This window comes from Candidatus Pelagibacter sp. PS_43 (assembly GCF_059417795.1).
Genome location: NZ_CM182066.1, coordinates 1,129,726 through 1,143,661, shown reverse-complemented (window position 1 = coordinate 1,143,661; position 13,936 = coordinate 1,129,726). Strand labels below are relative to the sequence as shown.

Below are 13,936 nucleotides of genomic sequence, written 5' to 3'. Positions count from 1 at the left end.
GTAATGAATATAATAGTTTTACAGCATATAAAAATTGAAGACCCTGGTTATATAAAAGATTTAATGCTAGCTGATGGTTTTAATTTAACCACTATAGAGCTGGACGAAGGTGAAAAAATTCCAAGTGATTTAAGTAAATTTGATGGAATGTTTTGTATGGGTGGCCCAATGGATACTTTTATGGAGCAAGAATACCCATGGTTAATTGAAGAAAAAAAAGCAATTAAAGAATTTGTTATAAATTTAAAAAAACCTTATTTAGGTTTTTGTCTTGGTTGCCAGTTATTAGGTGAAGTAATTGGTGGTAAGGTAGTTAAATCAAGTCCAGCTGAAATTGGGATTATGGATATAAATTTTACCAATGAAAAAAATCAAGATAATCTTTTTTCAAAATTTCCAGAACAAATTAAAAGTTTACAGTGGCATTCTTATGAAGTTCAGGGAATAGAAAATAATAAGGATGTAACATTGCTAGCATCATCTCCAGTTACCAAGTATCAAATTTTTAAATACCAAAATCATGCATATGCAATTCAATTTCATATTGAGATTAAAGACACAACAGTTAATGAGTGGGGTTGTGTGCCTGAGTATAAAAAAGCTCTTGAGAATCAATTAGGTGAAGGCGCCCTAGATAAATTTGATAAAGCTGCAAAAAATAATATGTCTGATATGAATAATTATTCAAAAACTCTTTATAATAATTTTAAAAAACTTTTATAAAAAATATGAACAACAAATTTTTTGAATGGGCAGGGGTTGTTACAGCAATTCTATATTCTTTATTTGTAGCTTTAAACATAGGTATTGAGTTTTTGGGATTTTGTTTGTTGCTTATATCAGCTATTTTAATTGGTATTTGGGCGTATAGAGGAGGCCATAAGGGCATACTTGTATTACAATTTTTTTATGCGACTGCAGGTATTATTGGAATGATACGTTGGTTTTAATTTAAATTGTAATTACTTTTTAAAGAGATAGATAAATCAGATGTCAGAGATTTTTATCCAAACTTTTTTTCTATATTTTATTGTTATAGATCCTTTGGGAAACACTCCATTGTTTTTAAGTATTACTCAAAATATGGATACTAACAAAAAGATAAGAATAGCATTAAGTGCAACAATAATAGCCTCAATAATATTACTATTTTTTGCATTACTTGGAAGCTCATTACTAAGTTATTTAAATATTTCTTATCCAGCTTTCACAATTGGTGGAGGAATAATTTTATTAATAATTGCAATTGAGATGTTGTTTGACAAGCGTCAACAAAGAAAAGAAGAAGACGTAGATCTTAATTCAGATAACGTTAGTGTTTTTCCTTTAGCAACACCTATCATTGCAGGACCAGCTGCAATCACATCAGTAATTGTTTCTGTTTCAGATATTGGAACTAATTTCACTAATCAAACTGCAGGAATGATTTCATTAGTATCTGTTTTATTTTTAACTTTTATAATTTTTTTTATAGCTTCAAAATTTTCTAAAATAATAAATAAAAAAATAATTGGAGTTATATCAAGAGTGGTTGCGATTATTCTTGTTGGATTAAGTGTGCAGTATATTTTGGATGGTATTAAAACCTTTTTAGCTTAATTAAATTTAGCAATAATTTTTGGAATATAATTTTTAAAATTAAAAAAACCTTTATTGCAATATTGCCAAGAAAACTGATCCAACTTTCTATATAAAAATTTTATATTTTTTAATTGATTATTTTGAATAAAATCTAAGTTTTCACCAACGGTTGGATATAAAGCATAAACTTCTTCAGTAATATTTTTTAAATCATTAATGTTAATAGTTTCACAATTAATTGATTTTCCTCCTAATCTTATTTTTTGATCCTCTAAAAGATCAGCTTTAAATTTCAATACTTTTTCACTTAATTCGATTACTCTATTTGTTTTATTTGAGACTAATAAAATTTTTTTAAATTTTTGTTCTTTAAAATCAGAAACCTCAAAAGTCGTATTATTTTCAAATATTAATAAAGTTTTATTCTCTAAAATTTCAGGATTTAAAAAATTTTTTTTATTAATAGAGTAAGTTTTATCACTGAATATTGAAGGGGCATTTTCATTAAGTTTTATATTTTTAAATCTATTATTAGTAAATTTATTTATATTCCATTCACTTGCGAGGTAATGTTTGCCTTGAGTTTGAACTCCAGCTACCCATCTCCAACCAAGGGTGTTTGATGCTGCATCACCATCAAAAAGGTGTTGCATAAAAAACTCAGCACCCAATTGCCATGGTAATTCTAGTGTAAAAATCCAAATACTTGCAAACCACATTCTTGTGTGGTTATGAAGGTAATTGTTTTCTTTAAGCTCAATTACCCATTCATTAAAACAATCTATATTTGTCTTTCCTTCAATTGCATCCAAATAATTTTGATCGTTTTTAAATTGATCTTTAACTTTACCTAATTCTATTAAGTAATCTGACCAAACATTAGGTCTTAATTCTAACCAACCTTTCCAATAAACACGCCAAAGAACTTCCTGAATAAATTTTTCATTTTTCGCAAATGAAAACTTTTTAAGAGATTTATCAATTACTTCTAATTCATTTATTACTCCGTGTGTTATATAGGGGGATAAACAAGAAATATTAGATCTATTACTAGGTCCAAAATCAAAATTTCTTAGTTTTGAATAGTCTGTAAGATTTTGTTCAATAAAATTATTTAATTGATCAACGGCTTTAGCCCTTGAAGCTTCAAAAATCATTTTAAACTATTTAGATTTTCTTTTCTTTAGGCCCAATTTATCACTATGTCTCAATCTAAGAATAACTATTGCAGATGCAATCAGAACTATAGCTATAGCTTCATAAACTAATGCTGATGGATCCATCTCTTTTCCTTGCAATATAATAAATCGAGCTAGGGCAGTTATCGCAATTAAAAGAGGTAAAGTTATGCTTATTGATTGCTGGTTCCAAAAAACACGAACCATTGCTAAGACTTCTAAATAAAGAAACATCAAAAGTAAATCTGCTAGCATTACAGATTGATTTAGAAACATATTTTTAATTTCCATACCAACAGCAATTACAGTGCTTACTAAAATAATGCACATTAATACTAGTTGTAAATTTTTTGCTATTTTATCCATTACTTATCTTTACTAAATGGTAGCCACTTTTCAAACACTGATTTTGATGGACCATCATATGGAATTGAGTAAGAGCTAGGGTTTGGACTGGTTAAAACTTCTATTCCTTTAGAGAATACGAAGATGAATACAATGACAAAAACAATAACCATAATTTTAAATGGATCAAAGTTTTTAGTTTTGAATACACTGCTAGATTGTGCTTCTGCTTTATGAAAATGCTTGAATGTCATGTAGACTGCAAATATCAATCCAATATGAGCAACATATAAACCAGCCCAACCAAATGCAAAAGTTGTATAAGAAAATATATATAAACTAAAAACAGTTGTCCAAACGAAGCTCAGAACTAATAAAATTTGTAATCTAACAGACCTTGGTAAAGACCTTAGATCATTTTTACTATCATCAAATAAAATGTTAGCAGCATCCTTCATCCAATTTTTTAATGATTCCATGAACATAGATTAGATTTTTATTAGATAAAAACAAAGGTTAAATTGTCCTTTAATTTTTAGCTTAAATTGGACTTTATTACACTTTCTAAATTTGTGGAGCTTTGGGCGCCTGAAATAAAATCTTTTCCTATTTCAAAGAAGGGCACTCCATGAATTTCTTTCTCTCTAGCAACCGAAATATATGAATTAACTTCTTCAATATTTTTTAAGTTAAAAAAATCATTAATTGCTTCTCCATTAATATTAAATTCTTTTCCAATATTAATTAAGATTTCTTTATCTCCAATATCAAGACCTTCAATAAAGTATGATTGATATATTTTTTCTTTAATTTCGTTGTGTACATTAGATTGTTCAGCTAATTTGATTAATAAGTGAGAAAATACAGTATTGGGTGTTTTCTTTATCTTATCTAGATTAAAATTAAGATTTTCTTTGTTGGCCTCTTCTGTCATTCGATCATACATTGGTTGAGCAAACTCTTTTCCCCCAAACTTTATTTCTAAGTACTTGTTTCTTTCAATTCCTTCTTTAGGCATGTCGGTATTTAGTTGAAATGGAACATGCTCTATCTCAAACTTAGTTTCAGGAAAGGCGTTTAAAGCTTTATTTAATCTTGTCTGACCAATAAAACACCACCCACAAATTGTGTCAGCAAATACTTTTATTTTCATTAATTTATGAACGAAGTTTTTGTTTATGAAAGTTAATAAATCTTTCTACGTTTGATTTATTAAAGGTTTTATTTTCTTCAAAAGAAACTTTTTTCATTGAGTAAGCATTACTTTTTGTCTGTCTAGACATTATAGTGATATTACCTTTGTATAATTTAAGCTTAACAGAGCCATTAACTTTATTCTTTTTAAGGTCGACAATTTTTTGAAGTTTAAATCTTGCTTTTGAGTACCAATAACCATTGTAAATAAGTTCTGCATATTTAGGCATAATCTCATCTTTTTTATGCATAGTTTCTTTATCTAAAGTAACAGACTCAATTGCTCTATGTGCTGACATTAATAGTGTTCCACCAGGCGTTTCATAAACACCTCTAGATTTAATCCCAATAAATCTGTTCTCAACTAAATCAACTCTACCTACTCCATTTTTGCCAGCAACATCGTTAAGTTTTTTTAACAAATTTCCAGGTGATAATTTTTTACCATTAATTGTTGCAGGGTCTCCATTTTTAAATCCTATGGTTACAAAAGAAGGTTTATTAGGTGCTTTTTCAGGAGACACTGTTCTTTGAAAAAGGAATTCAGGAGCTGAATTTTTTGGGTTTTCTAAAACCTTACCTTCAGTTGATGTGTGATATAAATTATCATCAATAGAAAAAGGAGGAGCACCTTTTTTATCTGTTGGAATTGGAATATTATTTTTTTTTGCATATCTAATTAAATCTGTTCTAGAATTTAATTTCCAAATTCTCCACGGTGCAATAATTGTAACTTTTGGACCAAAGTAATGGTAACCTAATTCAAATCTTACTTGGTCATTTCCTTTACCAGTTGATCCATGTGAAACAGCATAAGCTCCAAATTTTTTAGCAGCAGCAATTTGACGTTTTGCAATTAAAGGTCGAGCAATTGATGTACCCAACAAATAAACACCTTCATAAATTGCATGTCCTCTTATCATTGGAAAAACATAATCTTTTACAAAAATATCTTTTAAATTTTCAATAATGATATTTCTAACACCTAGTCTTTTGGCATTTTTTATAATTTTTTTTCTATCAATTTCTTGCCCAATATCTGCGGTATAACAAATAACCTCTGCATCATAGTTTTCTTGAAGCCATTTTAATATAATAGATGTGTCTAGCCCACCAGAATATGCGAGTACAATTTTTTTTTAGGTTTCATCTACTTAGCTGCAATTTGCTATAGTAGCATTGTATGCCTTAGTGAAACCCAATAGTGAATAATGATCAATAGTTGAAGATCCATTCTGAGTATAACCTGTAATCATTATCCTAGATCCTCTTTTCATTGTTTTGATCATTTTTTTTTCTAATTTATTATCTTGGTCTGACATCCAAGCAAATCCTTCTTGAATAAGATCAAATTTATATATGTTTTTTCCTGAAGTTGCTGTTACCGTATTTTTATTATTAAATTCATAGCCACCAGTAACACTTATCTCATTGGTTATTTTTTCTCCGGGTCTAAAGCTAATAAATAATCGTGCTTCTCTAGGGTTCGCCTTAGGTGATTGGAGAACCGGCTTAGATTGAGCAAAACACACTTTACCTGTGTCCGAGTTTATTACATATGTTTCCCAATCTTTATGTGTACCCATTTTTTTTACTTCTTCAGCATTAACTTGGCTGATAAAAGTAGCAAAAAAAATTATGATTATAAAATTTTTAATTATGGACATGGGTTAGGGTAAATAGTTTGTATTTCATTTATTTCTTTAATTGCATCATCAGTTAAATTTATATTTACACTTTCTATATCAGTTTTCAACTGCTCCATGGTTGTTGCCCCAATAATAACACTTGTCATAAAAGGTTGTATTTCACAAAATTTAAGTGACATTTGAGTTAAGTCTAGGTTATGTTTTTTTGAAATTTCATAGTATGCATCAACTGCTTTTTTTGTATTTGGCTTTTCATATCGAGTCCAAAAATTACCATCTCTTTCAATTCTGGAGTTTTTTGGCAATTGGTTGTTTCTGTATTTTCCAGTTAAGTATCCACTTGCTAGTGGAGAATAAGCTAATAGACCAATGTCATCTCTTATTGAAATCTCAGCAAGTCCAACCTCATAAGTTCTATTTAATAAATTGTAAGGGTTTTGAACAGACATCATTCTTGGAAGACCTTTTTCTTTTGCTAGCTCTAAAAATTTTGTTACACCCCATGGTGTTTCATTAGATAAACCAATTTCTCTAATTTTCCCCGCATCTACAAACTTTTGTAAATTGCCCAAGACATCTTCAAATTTATTCCATTCACCATTATCTTTGTGTTCATAGCCCAATCTTCCAAACATATTGGTATTTCTCTCAGGCCAATGTAGCTGATAGAGATCAATATAATCAGTTTGCAATCTTTTTAAGCTATCGTTAACAGCTTCAGTCATTTTTTTTATTCCATAATTATTACCACCTCCTCTTAAGTAGGCTCGCATTGGACCAGCAACTTTAGTTGCTAAAATGACTTTGTCTCTTTTGTTTGTTTTTTTAAACCAGTTACCAATTATAATTTCTGTATGACCGTAGGTTTCTTCTTTTGGTGGAACCGAATAAAGCTCTGCCGTATCCCAAAAATTTACTCCTTGATCTAATGCATAATCCATCTGCTCAAAACCTTCTGCCTGAGTATTTTGCTCTCCCCAAGTCATTGTCCCTAGACAAATTGTGCTAACCTTTAAATCGGTATTTCCTAGTTTTTTGTAGTTCATATTAATTTAATCCTTAATAAGGTATCTTGAAATAATAGTAAAAGCCTTTATATATATGGAATGGAATTCAATAAACAAAATATACTAAATAAAGTTAAAGAAGCTCAACAATCAACAGTAGTAATGGATGAGGGCCTAAGAGCCTACATGTTAAAAGTCTATAACTACATGGCATCTGGTATTTTATTGACTGGATTAGTTTCTTTAATATTTTTTAAACTTTCAGTAGTAACAGATGCGAATGGATCAATTGTTGCTTTAACAAGTTTGGGAAATACAATTTTTTTATCAGGTTTTAAATGGGTTGTAATGTTAGCTCCTCTTGGAGTTGTTTTTTACATGAGTGCTAGAATTAACAAAATGTCGGCAGCAAGTGCCCAAACAACCTTTTGGGTTTTTGCCTCATTGATGGGTCTTTCTTTATCTTCAATATTTCTAGTTTATACAGGAGCGAGTATTACTAGAGTTTTCTTTATTACTTCAATTACTTTTGGAGCAATGAGTATTTACGGCTACACAACTAAAAGAGACCTTACAAAACTAGGATCATTTTTAATGATGGGATTAATTGGTATTATTGTGGCATCAGTTGTTAATATGTTTATGAAATCTTCCATGATGGATTTTGTTATTTCAATCTTAGGTGTTTTAATTTTTGTGGGACTTACTGCTTATGATACTCAAAAAATTAAAAACATGTTTGTTTCAAGTGATACAGGAGAGTTAATGGGTAAAAAAGCTGTGATGGGTGCCTTAACTCTATACTTAGACTTTATAAATTTATTTATAATGTTACTGAGATTATTTGGACAAAGAAGATAGTTTTTATTTTTTAAGATTTTTCCAATTAGTATTTTTAAGTAATATTTCTAGATCAAAGGAATTTTTTAAAATTTTCCCACTAGAGTCGGTGATTAAATATTTCAGATTTTTACTGTTAGGTTTAAAATTTTTACAAATTTTGTATAAAGCATTTTCGGTAGCATTTTTAAAAACACTGAAACCTACCTGTCTGCTTGAAATACTTAAACCATAATCTTTCCAAGTTCCTTCCGAGACCATTTTGGCATATAAATCTAAAATAACTTTAAGCTCATTCTTTTCAAAAAATTGTTTCTCTGTAATCTGATTATGAGGATTGTTGATGACTAATTTTAAGTTTCTATTCATCAAGCTTATACTTATTAATTATAGATATTTGAAAGGCCGTAAAAATAATAGTTATTGGTAGCATTCCCCAAACCTTAAAATTAACCCAAAACTCTTCAGTTTGTGTTCTCCAAATATATTCATTTAACAATGCAAGACCAAAGAAAAAATACATCCATCTTTTGTTTAAAATTTCCCAACCAATATCAGTTAAAGAAATTGATTTACCCATAATTTTCTTAAGAACAGGTTCTTTTGTAAAGTATTTTCCAAAAAACAAACCAAGAGCAAATAAAATATTTATAATTGTTGGTTTTATGTAAACAAAAATTGGATCATTAAAATAAATGGTAAGACCACCAAAGAATGTAATTAAAATACCACTCAACAAAGGCATCATGGGTATTTTTTTTTCAAAAACCCAAACAACTGCTAATGCAACTAGAGTTGCAACTATAAGTGGTGGTATGGCAACTGATAAATTCTTATCATTATTATAATAATAGAAAAAAAATATAGCTAAAGGCCCAAAGTCTGTTGCAAATTTAAGAAAAGATTTATTCACTTGAGACATATTAACATAATAAAAAAACAATTATATTTTTTTTATTGATTTTTGTTTTTAAACCCCCATATTAATAATAATGGCAATTCAAAAAGCAAAATTTTCAATAGGTGATATTGTTAAACACAAACACTTTGAGTTTAGAGGTGTAATTTACGATGTTGATTTTGAGTTTAATAACTCTGAAGAATGGTATCAGTCAATTCCTAAGAATGTACGTCCAAGAAAAGATCAACCCTTTTATCATTTACTAGCTGAAAATGATGAGATTACCTACGAAGCCTATGTATCAGAACAAAATCTACTTATGGATGATTCAGAGGATCCAATTAAACATCCATTAATCGAAGAGATATTTTCAGGAAAAAAGGGCTCTAGTTACTTTAAGCCATCTAATTAAATCTTTTTTTTAACACATTTTACTCAAACCTCAGACACAGATTGAGCCTATATTAAACTATATTCTGGTCAAGAGTGTTATACTAATACCTCTTAGTAATCATTATCTCCCTCATCACTCTTGATCAGATTAACTTTTCCAAATAAGAATTAATTTAACTTCTTTTAATATATAATTTTAAAATGTTTAGATATTTTGAACCTAATAAGATTTTTGCAATAACTTCGAAGGCACCAAAATATGTTCTATTTCTATTTATCGTTGTTTTAACAATTGGCTTAATAGAAGCACTCATTCTTTCACCCGAAGATTATAAACAAAGTGACTCTGTAAGAATTATGTATGTACATGTCCCTGCAGCATGGATATCACTTGGAATATTTTCAAGTTTAACTTTATTATCTATTGGAAGCTTTATTTTTAAAAATAAGAATTTTGCATTAATTGCAAAAAGCTTGGCACCATCAGGCTTTGTTTTTAATATTGTAGCATTAGTTACTGGTTCTATTTGGGGCAAACCAACATGGGGAACTTGGTGGGCATGGGATGCAAGAATAACATCTATGCTAGTGTTAGCTTTATTTTATGGAATGTATTTATTGGCATGGAGGATATATGAGGACAAAGAAGAAGTAGTTAAAATAACTTCTATAATTGCAATCATAGGAGTAGTTAATGTTCCAGTTATTAAATATTCAGTTGATTGGTGGAATACACTCCATCAACCGGCATCAATAAATATCATAACAACTAACACAGCAATTCACTCATCAATGCTAATACCATTAGGCTTAATGACTGCGGCATTTGCTCTTTTTTCATTACTCATTTTTTTGATGAAATATAATACGGAACTGATAAAACTTAAAAATAAAGGATTAGATAGATTATGATAATAGAAATAATTTCAATGAATGGGTACGGAGCTTATGTATGGTCAGCATTTGCATTTACATTGACTAGTTTTACAACTTTATATTTTGTGATCAAATTGCAACTTTCAAAAGAACAAAAAAGATTTGCAAATAAGTTTGGTTCCCTAAGTATTGAAAAAGCTAAAGCTGCTAAACAACAAACTATCAATAACGAAATATTATCCAATATATCAAATATTTAACTAATAAACCATGTATGGTAAAAAGGTTAAATTACGATTTTTATTCTTAGTATTGCTTCTAGCAACTGTAATTTTAACTGTTTTTCTAATTCTACAATCATTAAAAGAGAACGTTATATATTTTCAGTCTCCATCTGAAATAAATTCTCTAATAGAAATAGAGAGCAAAAAGATAAGAATAGGGGGTATGGTTAAAGAAAAATCTGTAGTTATCAATTCTAATGAAGTTAATTTTATCATTACTGATTTTAAAAATGAAATTAATGTCACTTATTCTGGTGCCGTACCAAATTTATTTGCTGAAGGAAAAGGAGTAGTTGCTGAGGGTTTTTTAAAAGACAAAAATTATTTTTCTGCAACAAAAATTTTGGCAAAACATGATGAGAATTATATGCCACCAGAAGTCAAAGAAGCCTTAGGAGTTAAATAAATTGCTTGCTAATCAAATAGGTTATTATTCGTTAATACTTGGATTGTTATTTTCATTTTTACTCTGCACAATAGCTATCCAAGACTTTAATAAAGTTAATAAAAAACTTAATGCAAACATAATAATCTTAACTTTCCTTCAGTTAACTTTTGTGATTGTAAGTTTTTTTAGTTTAATTTTATCTTTTATAAATTCAGATTTTAGCAATGAGACAGTTTTTAATAACTCACATACAACCAAACCATTATTTTATAAAATTTCTGGAACCTGGGGTAATCATGAAGGTAGTTTGTTATTATGGTTATTAGTTTTAACTTTATTTATTTTTTTATTTTTACTAAAATCAAATTCACAACCAAAAAAATATAGAATATTAACTTTACTATTTCAGCAAATTATAATTATTGGATTTTTTTTATTTGTATTAACTACCTCAAATCCGTTTAATTATTTATTTCCAATTCCTAAAGAAGGCCTTGGTCTTAATCCAATATTGCAAGATCCGGCATTAGCAATACATCCTCCAATTTTATACTTAGGATATGTTGGTGCCTCTATAATATTTTCAGCCTCACTGGCAGCAGTTGCTCAAAATTATATTTCTAAAGAATGGGCACAGCACATAAAAAAATGGGTTTTAATATCTTGGATTTTTTTATCATTAGGAATTATGTTAGGTTCAATTTGGGCTTATTATGAATTAGGCTGGGGAGGTTTTTGGTTTTGGGACCCTGTTGAGAATGTTTCTTTAATGCCCTGGTTATCGTTAACAGCTCTTCTACATTGTATTGCGGTATTAGAAAGAAGAGCCACATTAACATCATGGGTAGTTGTGTTATCTATTACAACATTCACCTTAAGTATGTGTGGAACATTTTTAGTCAGATCTGGCTTATTAAATTCTGTGCATACTTTTGCAAACGACCCAGCAAGGGGAATTTTTATATTAATCTTCTTGTTTGTTTTAATAATTTTATCTTTGGGTGTATTTTTTATTTTTCATAAAGATAATAATGGTAATCAAAATAATTTTTTTTGGCTTAGTAGAGAAACATCCATTTTAATAAATAATTGGTTTATGATGTACTTTTTGTCTGTTGTTTTAATAGGTACAGTTTATCCAATTTTTTTAGATGTTATTTCATCAGAAAAAATTTCTGTAGGACCTCCATTTTATCACAAACTAATAGCTCCATTTTTAATACCCTTTTTATTATTTATGGCCTTGGGCCCAAGACTTAAATGGATCAAGTCAAAAATTGAAAAAAAATATTCAATATTTATAATATTTATTATTTCAATAATTTTAACATTTTTTATAATCAAAAATCTAACAACAAATATTCTTTTCTATACTCTTTTGTTATCAGCTGCTTTTTTTCTTTTCTTCACAACTCTTAAAGAACTTTTGACTAAAAAATTAAATAATAGTTCACAAACAATTGCCCACTTTGGTTTTAGTTTATTGATATTGAGTATTTTATTTAATGGCATCTTATCATCAGAGGTGATTACTAATATGAAGATAGGTGAAAAATTTAAATTTGGAAAAGAAGAAATTTTTTTTAAAAAGATTGAAGAAAGAAGAGAGAGTAATTTTAATTCAATTGTTGCTTTTTTTGAAATTAAAGATCTGGAAGGAAATGTTGTTGAATTAGAACCAGAGATAAGAGTTTATAATCAACCTTTAATGGTTACTAGCGAGGCAGATATAAAAACAACATTATTGGAAGATAAATTTATAGTAATGAATCTTGTTAAAGGTAATGAATATTTTAATGTTAGATATCAATCAAAACCATTTATGGTATGGATTTGGATTTCTGTTTTTTTATTAGGTCTTGGTGGAACGATAGGTTTATTTAAAACTAGGATATGAAAAAAAATATAACTATATTAATTACAGGTGTAGTTTTAAGTTTTTGTTTTATAATTTTATACAAAGGATTGAATAATCCAAATACCTATGTACCCAAAACTAGCATTAAAAAAGATATTCCCATTTTTAATGCAGTAGATTTCTTTTCAAAAAAAACTGTTAGTTCAGATGAAATTTTTAAAGATAATACTTATTATATTGTAAATATTTGGGCATCTTGGTGTGTGCCTTGTAGAGTAGAGCACCCTCTGTTAATGCAATTAAATGAAAATCATTCAGTTAAACTAATTGGTTTAAATTATAGGGATAGTTTTAATAATGCAAAAAAATTTATTGATGAATTTGGCAATCCCTATTCAAGAATTTTAATTGATAAAGATGGTACTTTAGGTGTTGAATTTGGTGCTTTCGGTGTCCCGGAAACCTTTTTAATAGATAGAAATAAAAAAATAATAAAGAAATTTATTGGCCCAATTGACCAGGAAACCGTAAATAAAATTAAGTTAATGATTAAATGAAAATTTTTAGGATATTTATAATACTTTTATTAATTACAAATTTTTCAGAGTTAAAATCTGATGAAAAAAGCGATATCTTAAAAAATAAAATATTAAAAAATATCCGTTGTTTGATTTGTCAGGGTCAGTCTGTATACGACTCTGAGTCAGAATTTGCATCTAGTATAAAATTAATTGTTGATAAAAAGATTAATGAAGGGGCAAAAGAAGACTCTATTTACAGTTTTTTAATAGAAAAGTATGGCGATTGGATAGTTTATGAGCCACAATTAAATAAAAACACTTATATATTGTGGTTATTACCCTTGTTGTTATTTTTATTAGGTGGTGCGATAATAGTTAAAAAAATTCAAAAAAAAAATGAATAAAAATATATACATAAAAATTTTTTCAGTAGTAATTTTTGTACTATTTTCTTTTTCTATAAATGCAGAAGAAAATGTTAGTGAACATCAATATAATTTTTATACTGGTAATTTTGATTTCAGTGATAATAAGCAAAAAGCTATACTCTTTGGATTCCAACATCAAAATGAAAATTTAGAGAGAAATACTTTTCTTGGGAATGCATCTCCTATAACTGGAGGGTTCATAACTGAAAATTCAGCAGCTTATGTATATACAGGTGTAGAGTGGAACTATGCAATTGGTAACAAAATTAAATTTACACCAAGTTTTGCCCCAGGAATTTATCATGAAGGTGATGGAAAAGACTTAGGACATGCTTTAGAGTTTAAAACTGAAATGCAACTATCTTACACCCTTTCAGATAGTACTAATTTAGGAATGTCATATAATCATATATCAAATGCAAGTTTAGGAGATAAAAATCCTGGCGCAAATAGCTATATGTTTAATCTTCTAAAAAATTTTTAAATTTCCATT

The 13,936-nt window shown here is 28.4% G+C and carries 21 protein-coding genes; 12 read left to right on the top strand and 9 right to left on the bottom strand.

The annotated features are described in order from the left end of the window. Window positions 1–3: 3 nt before the first annotated feature. The 3 genes from AC5SLL_RS06220 to AC5SLL_RS06210 are packed head-to-tail and all read left to right on the top strand — an operon-like array spanning window position 4 to window position 1,599. Window positions 4–723 carry a type 1 glutamine amidotransferase gene (locus tag AC5SLL_RS06220; RefSeq protein ID WP_494586493.1) on the top strand — a complete coding sequence of 240 codons (720 nt, stop codon included), beginning with the start codon at window positions 4–6 and terminating at the stop codon, window positions 721–723. 5 nt (window positions 724–728) lie between these two features. Further along, complete coding sequence (locus AC5SLL_RS06215; protein ID WP_006997612.1) at window positions 729–950, top strand: hypothetical protein; 222 nt, start codon at window positions 729–731, stop codon at window positions 948–950. Between the two features lie 40 nt (window positions 951–990). Beyond that, window positions 991–1,599, top strand: coding sequence for a MarC family protein (locus AC5SLL_RS06210; protein WP_494586492.1), 609 nt, complete (start codon window positions 991–993; stop codon window positions 1,597–1,599). On the opposite strand, the gene AC5SLL_RS06205 is transcribed toward AC5SLL_RS06210, so the two are convergent. The 7 genes from AC5SLL_RS06205 to AC5SLL_RS06175 are packed head-to-tail and all read right to left on the bottom strand — an operon-like array spanning window position 1,596 to window position 6,993. Beyond that, a complete protein-coding gene (locus tag AC5SLL_RS06205; RefSeq protein WP_494586491.1) occupies window positions 1,596–2,738 on the bottom strand; it encodes an FAD-binding domain-containing protein in 1,143 nt (380 codons plus the stop codon). The two genes, AC5SLL_RS06210 and AC5SLL_RS06205, sit on opposite strands and share 4 nt — an antisense overlap. 6 nt (window positions 2,739–2,744) lie before the next feature. Beyond that, window positions 2,745–3,125, bottom strand: a complete 381-nt coding sequence (locus tag AC5SLL_RS06200) for a phosphate-starvation-inducible PsiE family protein (RefSeq protein WP_494579718.1) — start codon at window positions 3,123–3,125, stop codon at window positions 2,745–2,747. Continuing rightward, window positions 3,125–3,583 (bottom strand): hypothetical protein, encoded by a 459-nt coding sequence (locus AC5SLL_RS06195; protein ID WP_271516453.1) that lies wholly within the window; start codon window positions 3,581–3,583, stop codon window positions 3,125–3,127. The genes AC5SLL_RS06200 and AC5SLL_RS06195 overlap by 1 nt, the downstream gene beginning before the upstream one ends. Window positions 3,584–3,639: 56 nt before the next feature. After that, window positions 3,640–4,257, bottom strand: coding sequence for a DsbA family oxidoreductase (locus tag AC5SLL_RS06190; protein WP_494586490.1), 618 nt, complete (start codon window positions 4,255–4,257; stop codon window positions 3,640–3,642). 4 nt (window positions 4,258–4,261) lie between these two features. Further along, complete coding sequence (locus AC5SLL_RS06185) at window positions 4,262–5,431, bottom strand: argininosuccinate synthase (RefSeq protein ID WP_494587077.1); 1,170 nt, start codon at window positions 5,429–5,431, stop codon at window positions 4,262–4,264. 21 nt (window positions 5,432–5,452) lie between these two features. Continuing rightward, window positions 5,453–5,965 carry an invasion associated locus B family protein gene (locus tag AC5SLL_RS06180; RefSeq protein WP_494586489.1) on the bottom strand — a complete coding sequence of 171 codons (513 nt, stop codon included), beginning with the start codon at window positions 5,963–5,965 and terminating at the stop codon, window positions 5,453–5,455. Beyond that, window positions 5,956–6,993, bottom strand: coding sequence for an aldo/keto reductase (locus AC5SLL_RS06175; RefSeq protein WP_494586488.1), 1,038 nt, complete (start codon window positions 6,991–6,993; stop codon window positions 5,956–5,958). The genes AC5SLL_RS06180 and AC5SLL_RS06175 overlap by 10 nt, the downstream gene beginning before the upstream one ends. A 60-nt stretch (window positions 6,994–7,053) precedes the next feature. Between AC5SLL_RS06175 and AC5SLL_RS06170 the strand changes: the two genes are divergently transcribed. After that, entirely contained in the window at window positions 7,054–7,815 is a 762-nt protein-coding gene (locus AC5SLL_RS06170) for a Bax inhibitor-1/YccA family protein (RefSeq protein ID WP_271516464.1), read from the top strand. A gap of 3 nt (window positions 7,816–7,818) precedes the next feature. Here the strand turns inward: AC5SLL_RS06170 and AC5SLL_RS06165 are convergent, their stop codons facing one another. Next, complete coding sequence (locus AC5SLL_RS06165) at window positions 7,819–8,163, bottom strand: DUF2794 domain-containing protein (RefSeq protein ID WP_494586487.1); 345 nt, start codon at window positions 8,161–8,163, stop codon at window positions 7,819–7,821. Continuing rightward, window positions 8,156–8,707: a septation protein A gene (locus AC5SLL_RS06160; RefSeq protein WP_494586486.1), complete on the bottom strand. Its 552-nt coding sequence runs from the start codon at window positions 8,705–8,707 to the stop codon at window positions 8,156–8,158. The genes AC5SLL_RS06165 and AC5SLL_RS06160 overlap by 8 nt, the downstream gene beginning before the upstream one ends. A 79-nt stretch (window positions 8,708–8,786) precedes the next feature. On the opposite strand from AC5SLL_RS06160, the gene hspQ reads away from it, so the two are divergent. From hspQ to AC5SLL_RS06120, 8 genes are all read left to right on the top strand, one after another. Next, window positions 8,787–9,107, top strand: a complete 321-nt coding sequence (gene hspQ / locus AC5SLL_RS06155; protein ID WP_271516469.1) for a heat shock protein HspQ — start codon at window positions 8,787–8,789, stop codon at window positions 9,105–9,107. Between the two features lie 182 nt (window positions 9,108–9,289). Then, the gene (ccmC, locus tag AC5SLL_RS06150; RefSeq protein WP_271516470.1) at window positions 9,290–10,000 is read left to right on the top strand and encodes a heme ABC transporter permease CcmC; all 711 of its coding nucleotides are present in this window, start codon (window positions 9,290–9,292) and stop codon (window positions 9,998–10,000) included. Continuing rightward, window positions 9,997–10,224: a hypothetical protein gene (locus tag AC5SLL_RS06145; protein ID WP_271516472.1), complete on the top strand. Its 228-nt coding sequence runs from the start codon at window positions 9,997–9,999 to the stop codon at window positions 10,222–10,224. The genes ccmC and AC5SLL_RS06145 overlap by 4 nt, the downstream gene beginning before the upstream one ends. Before the next feature lie 10 nt (window positions 10,225–10,234). Further along, window positions 10,235–10,654, top strand: a complete 420-nt coding sequence (gene ccmE, locus AC5SLL_RS06140) for a cytochrome c maturation protein CcmE (protein ID WP_271516476.1) — start codon at window positions 10,235–10,237, stop codon at window positions 10,652–10,654. A gap of 1 nt (window position 10,655) precedes the next feature. After that, a complete protein-coding gene (locus AC5SLL_RS06135) occupies window positions 10,656–12,533 on the top strand; it encodes a heme lyase CcmF/NrfE family subunit (protein WP_494586485.1) in 1,878 nt (625 codons plus the stop codon). Next, window positions 12,530–13,051 carry a DsbE family thiol:disulfide interchange protein gene (locus AC5SLL_RS06130; RefSeq protein ID WP_494586484.1) on the top strand — a complete coding sequence of 174 codons (522 nt, stop codon included), beginning with the start codon at window positions 12,530–12,532 and terminating at the stop codon, window positions 13,049–13,051. The genes AC5SLL_RS06135 and AC5SLL_RS06130 overlap by 4 nt, the downstream gene beginning before the upstream one ends. Further along, window positions 13,048–13,419, top strand: coding sequence for a cytochrome c-type biogenesis protein (locus AC5SLL_RS06125; RefSeq protein WP_494586483.1), 372 nt, complete (start codon window positions 13,048–13,050; stop codon window positions 13,417–13,419). The genes AC5SLL_RS06130 and AC5SLL_RS06125 overlap by 4 nt, the downstream gene beginning before the upstream one ends. Continuing rightward, window positions 13,412–13,927 (top strand): acyloxyacyl hydrolase, encoded by a 516-nt coding sequence (locus tag AC5SLL_RS06120; protein WP_494586482.1) that lies wholly within the window; start codon window positions 13,412–13,414, stop codon window positions 13,925–13,927. The genes AC5SLL_RS06125 and AC5SLL_RS06120 overlap by 8 nt, the downstream gene beginning before the upstream one ends. Window positions 13,928–13,936: the final 9 nt, after the last annotated feature.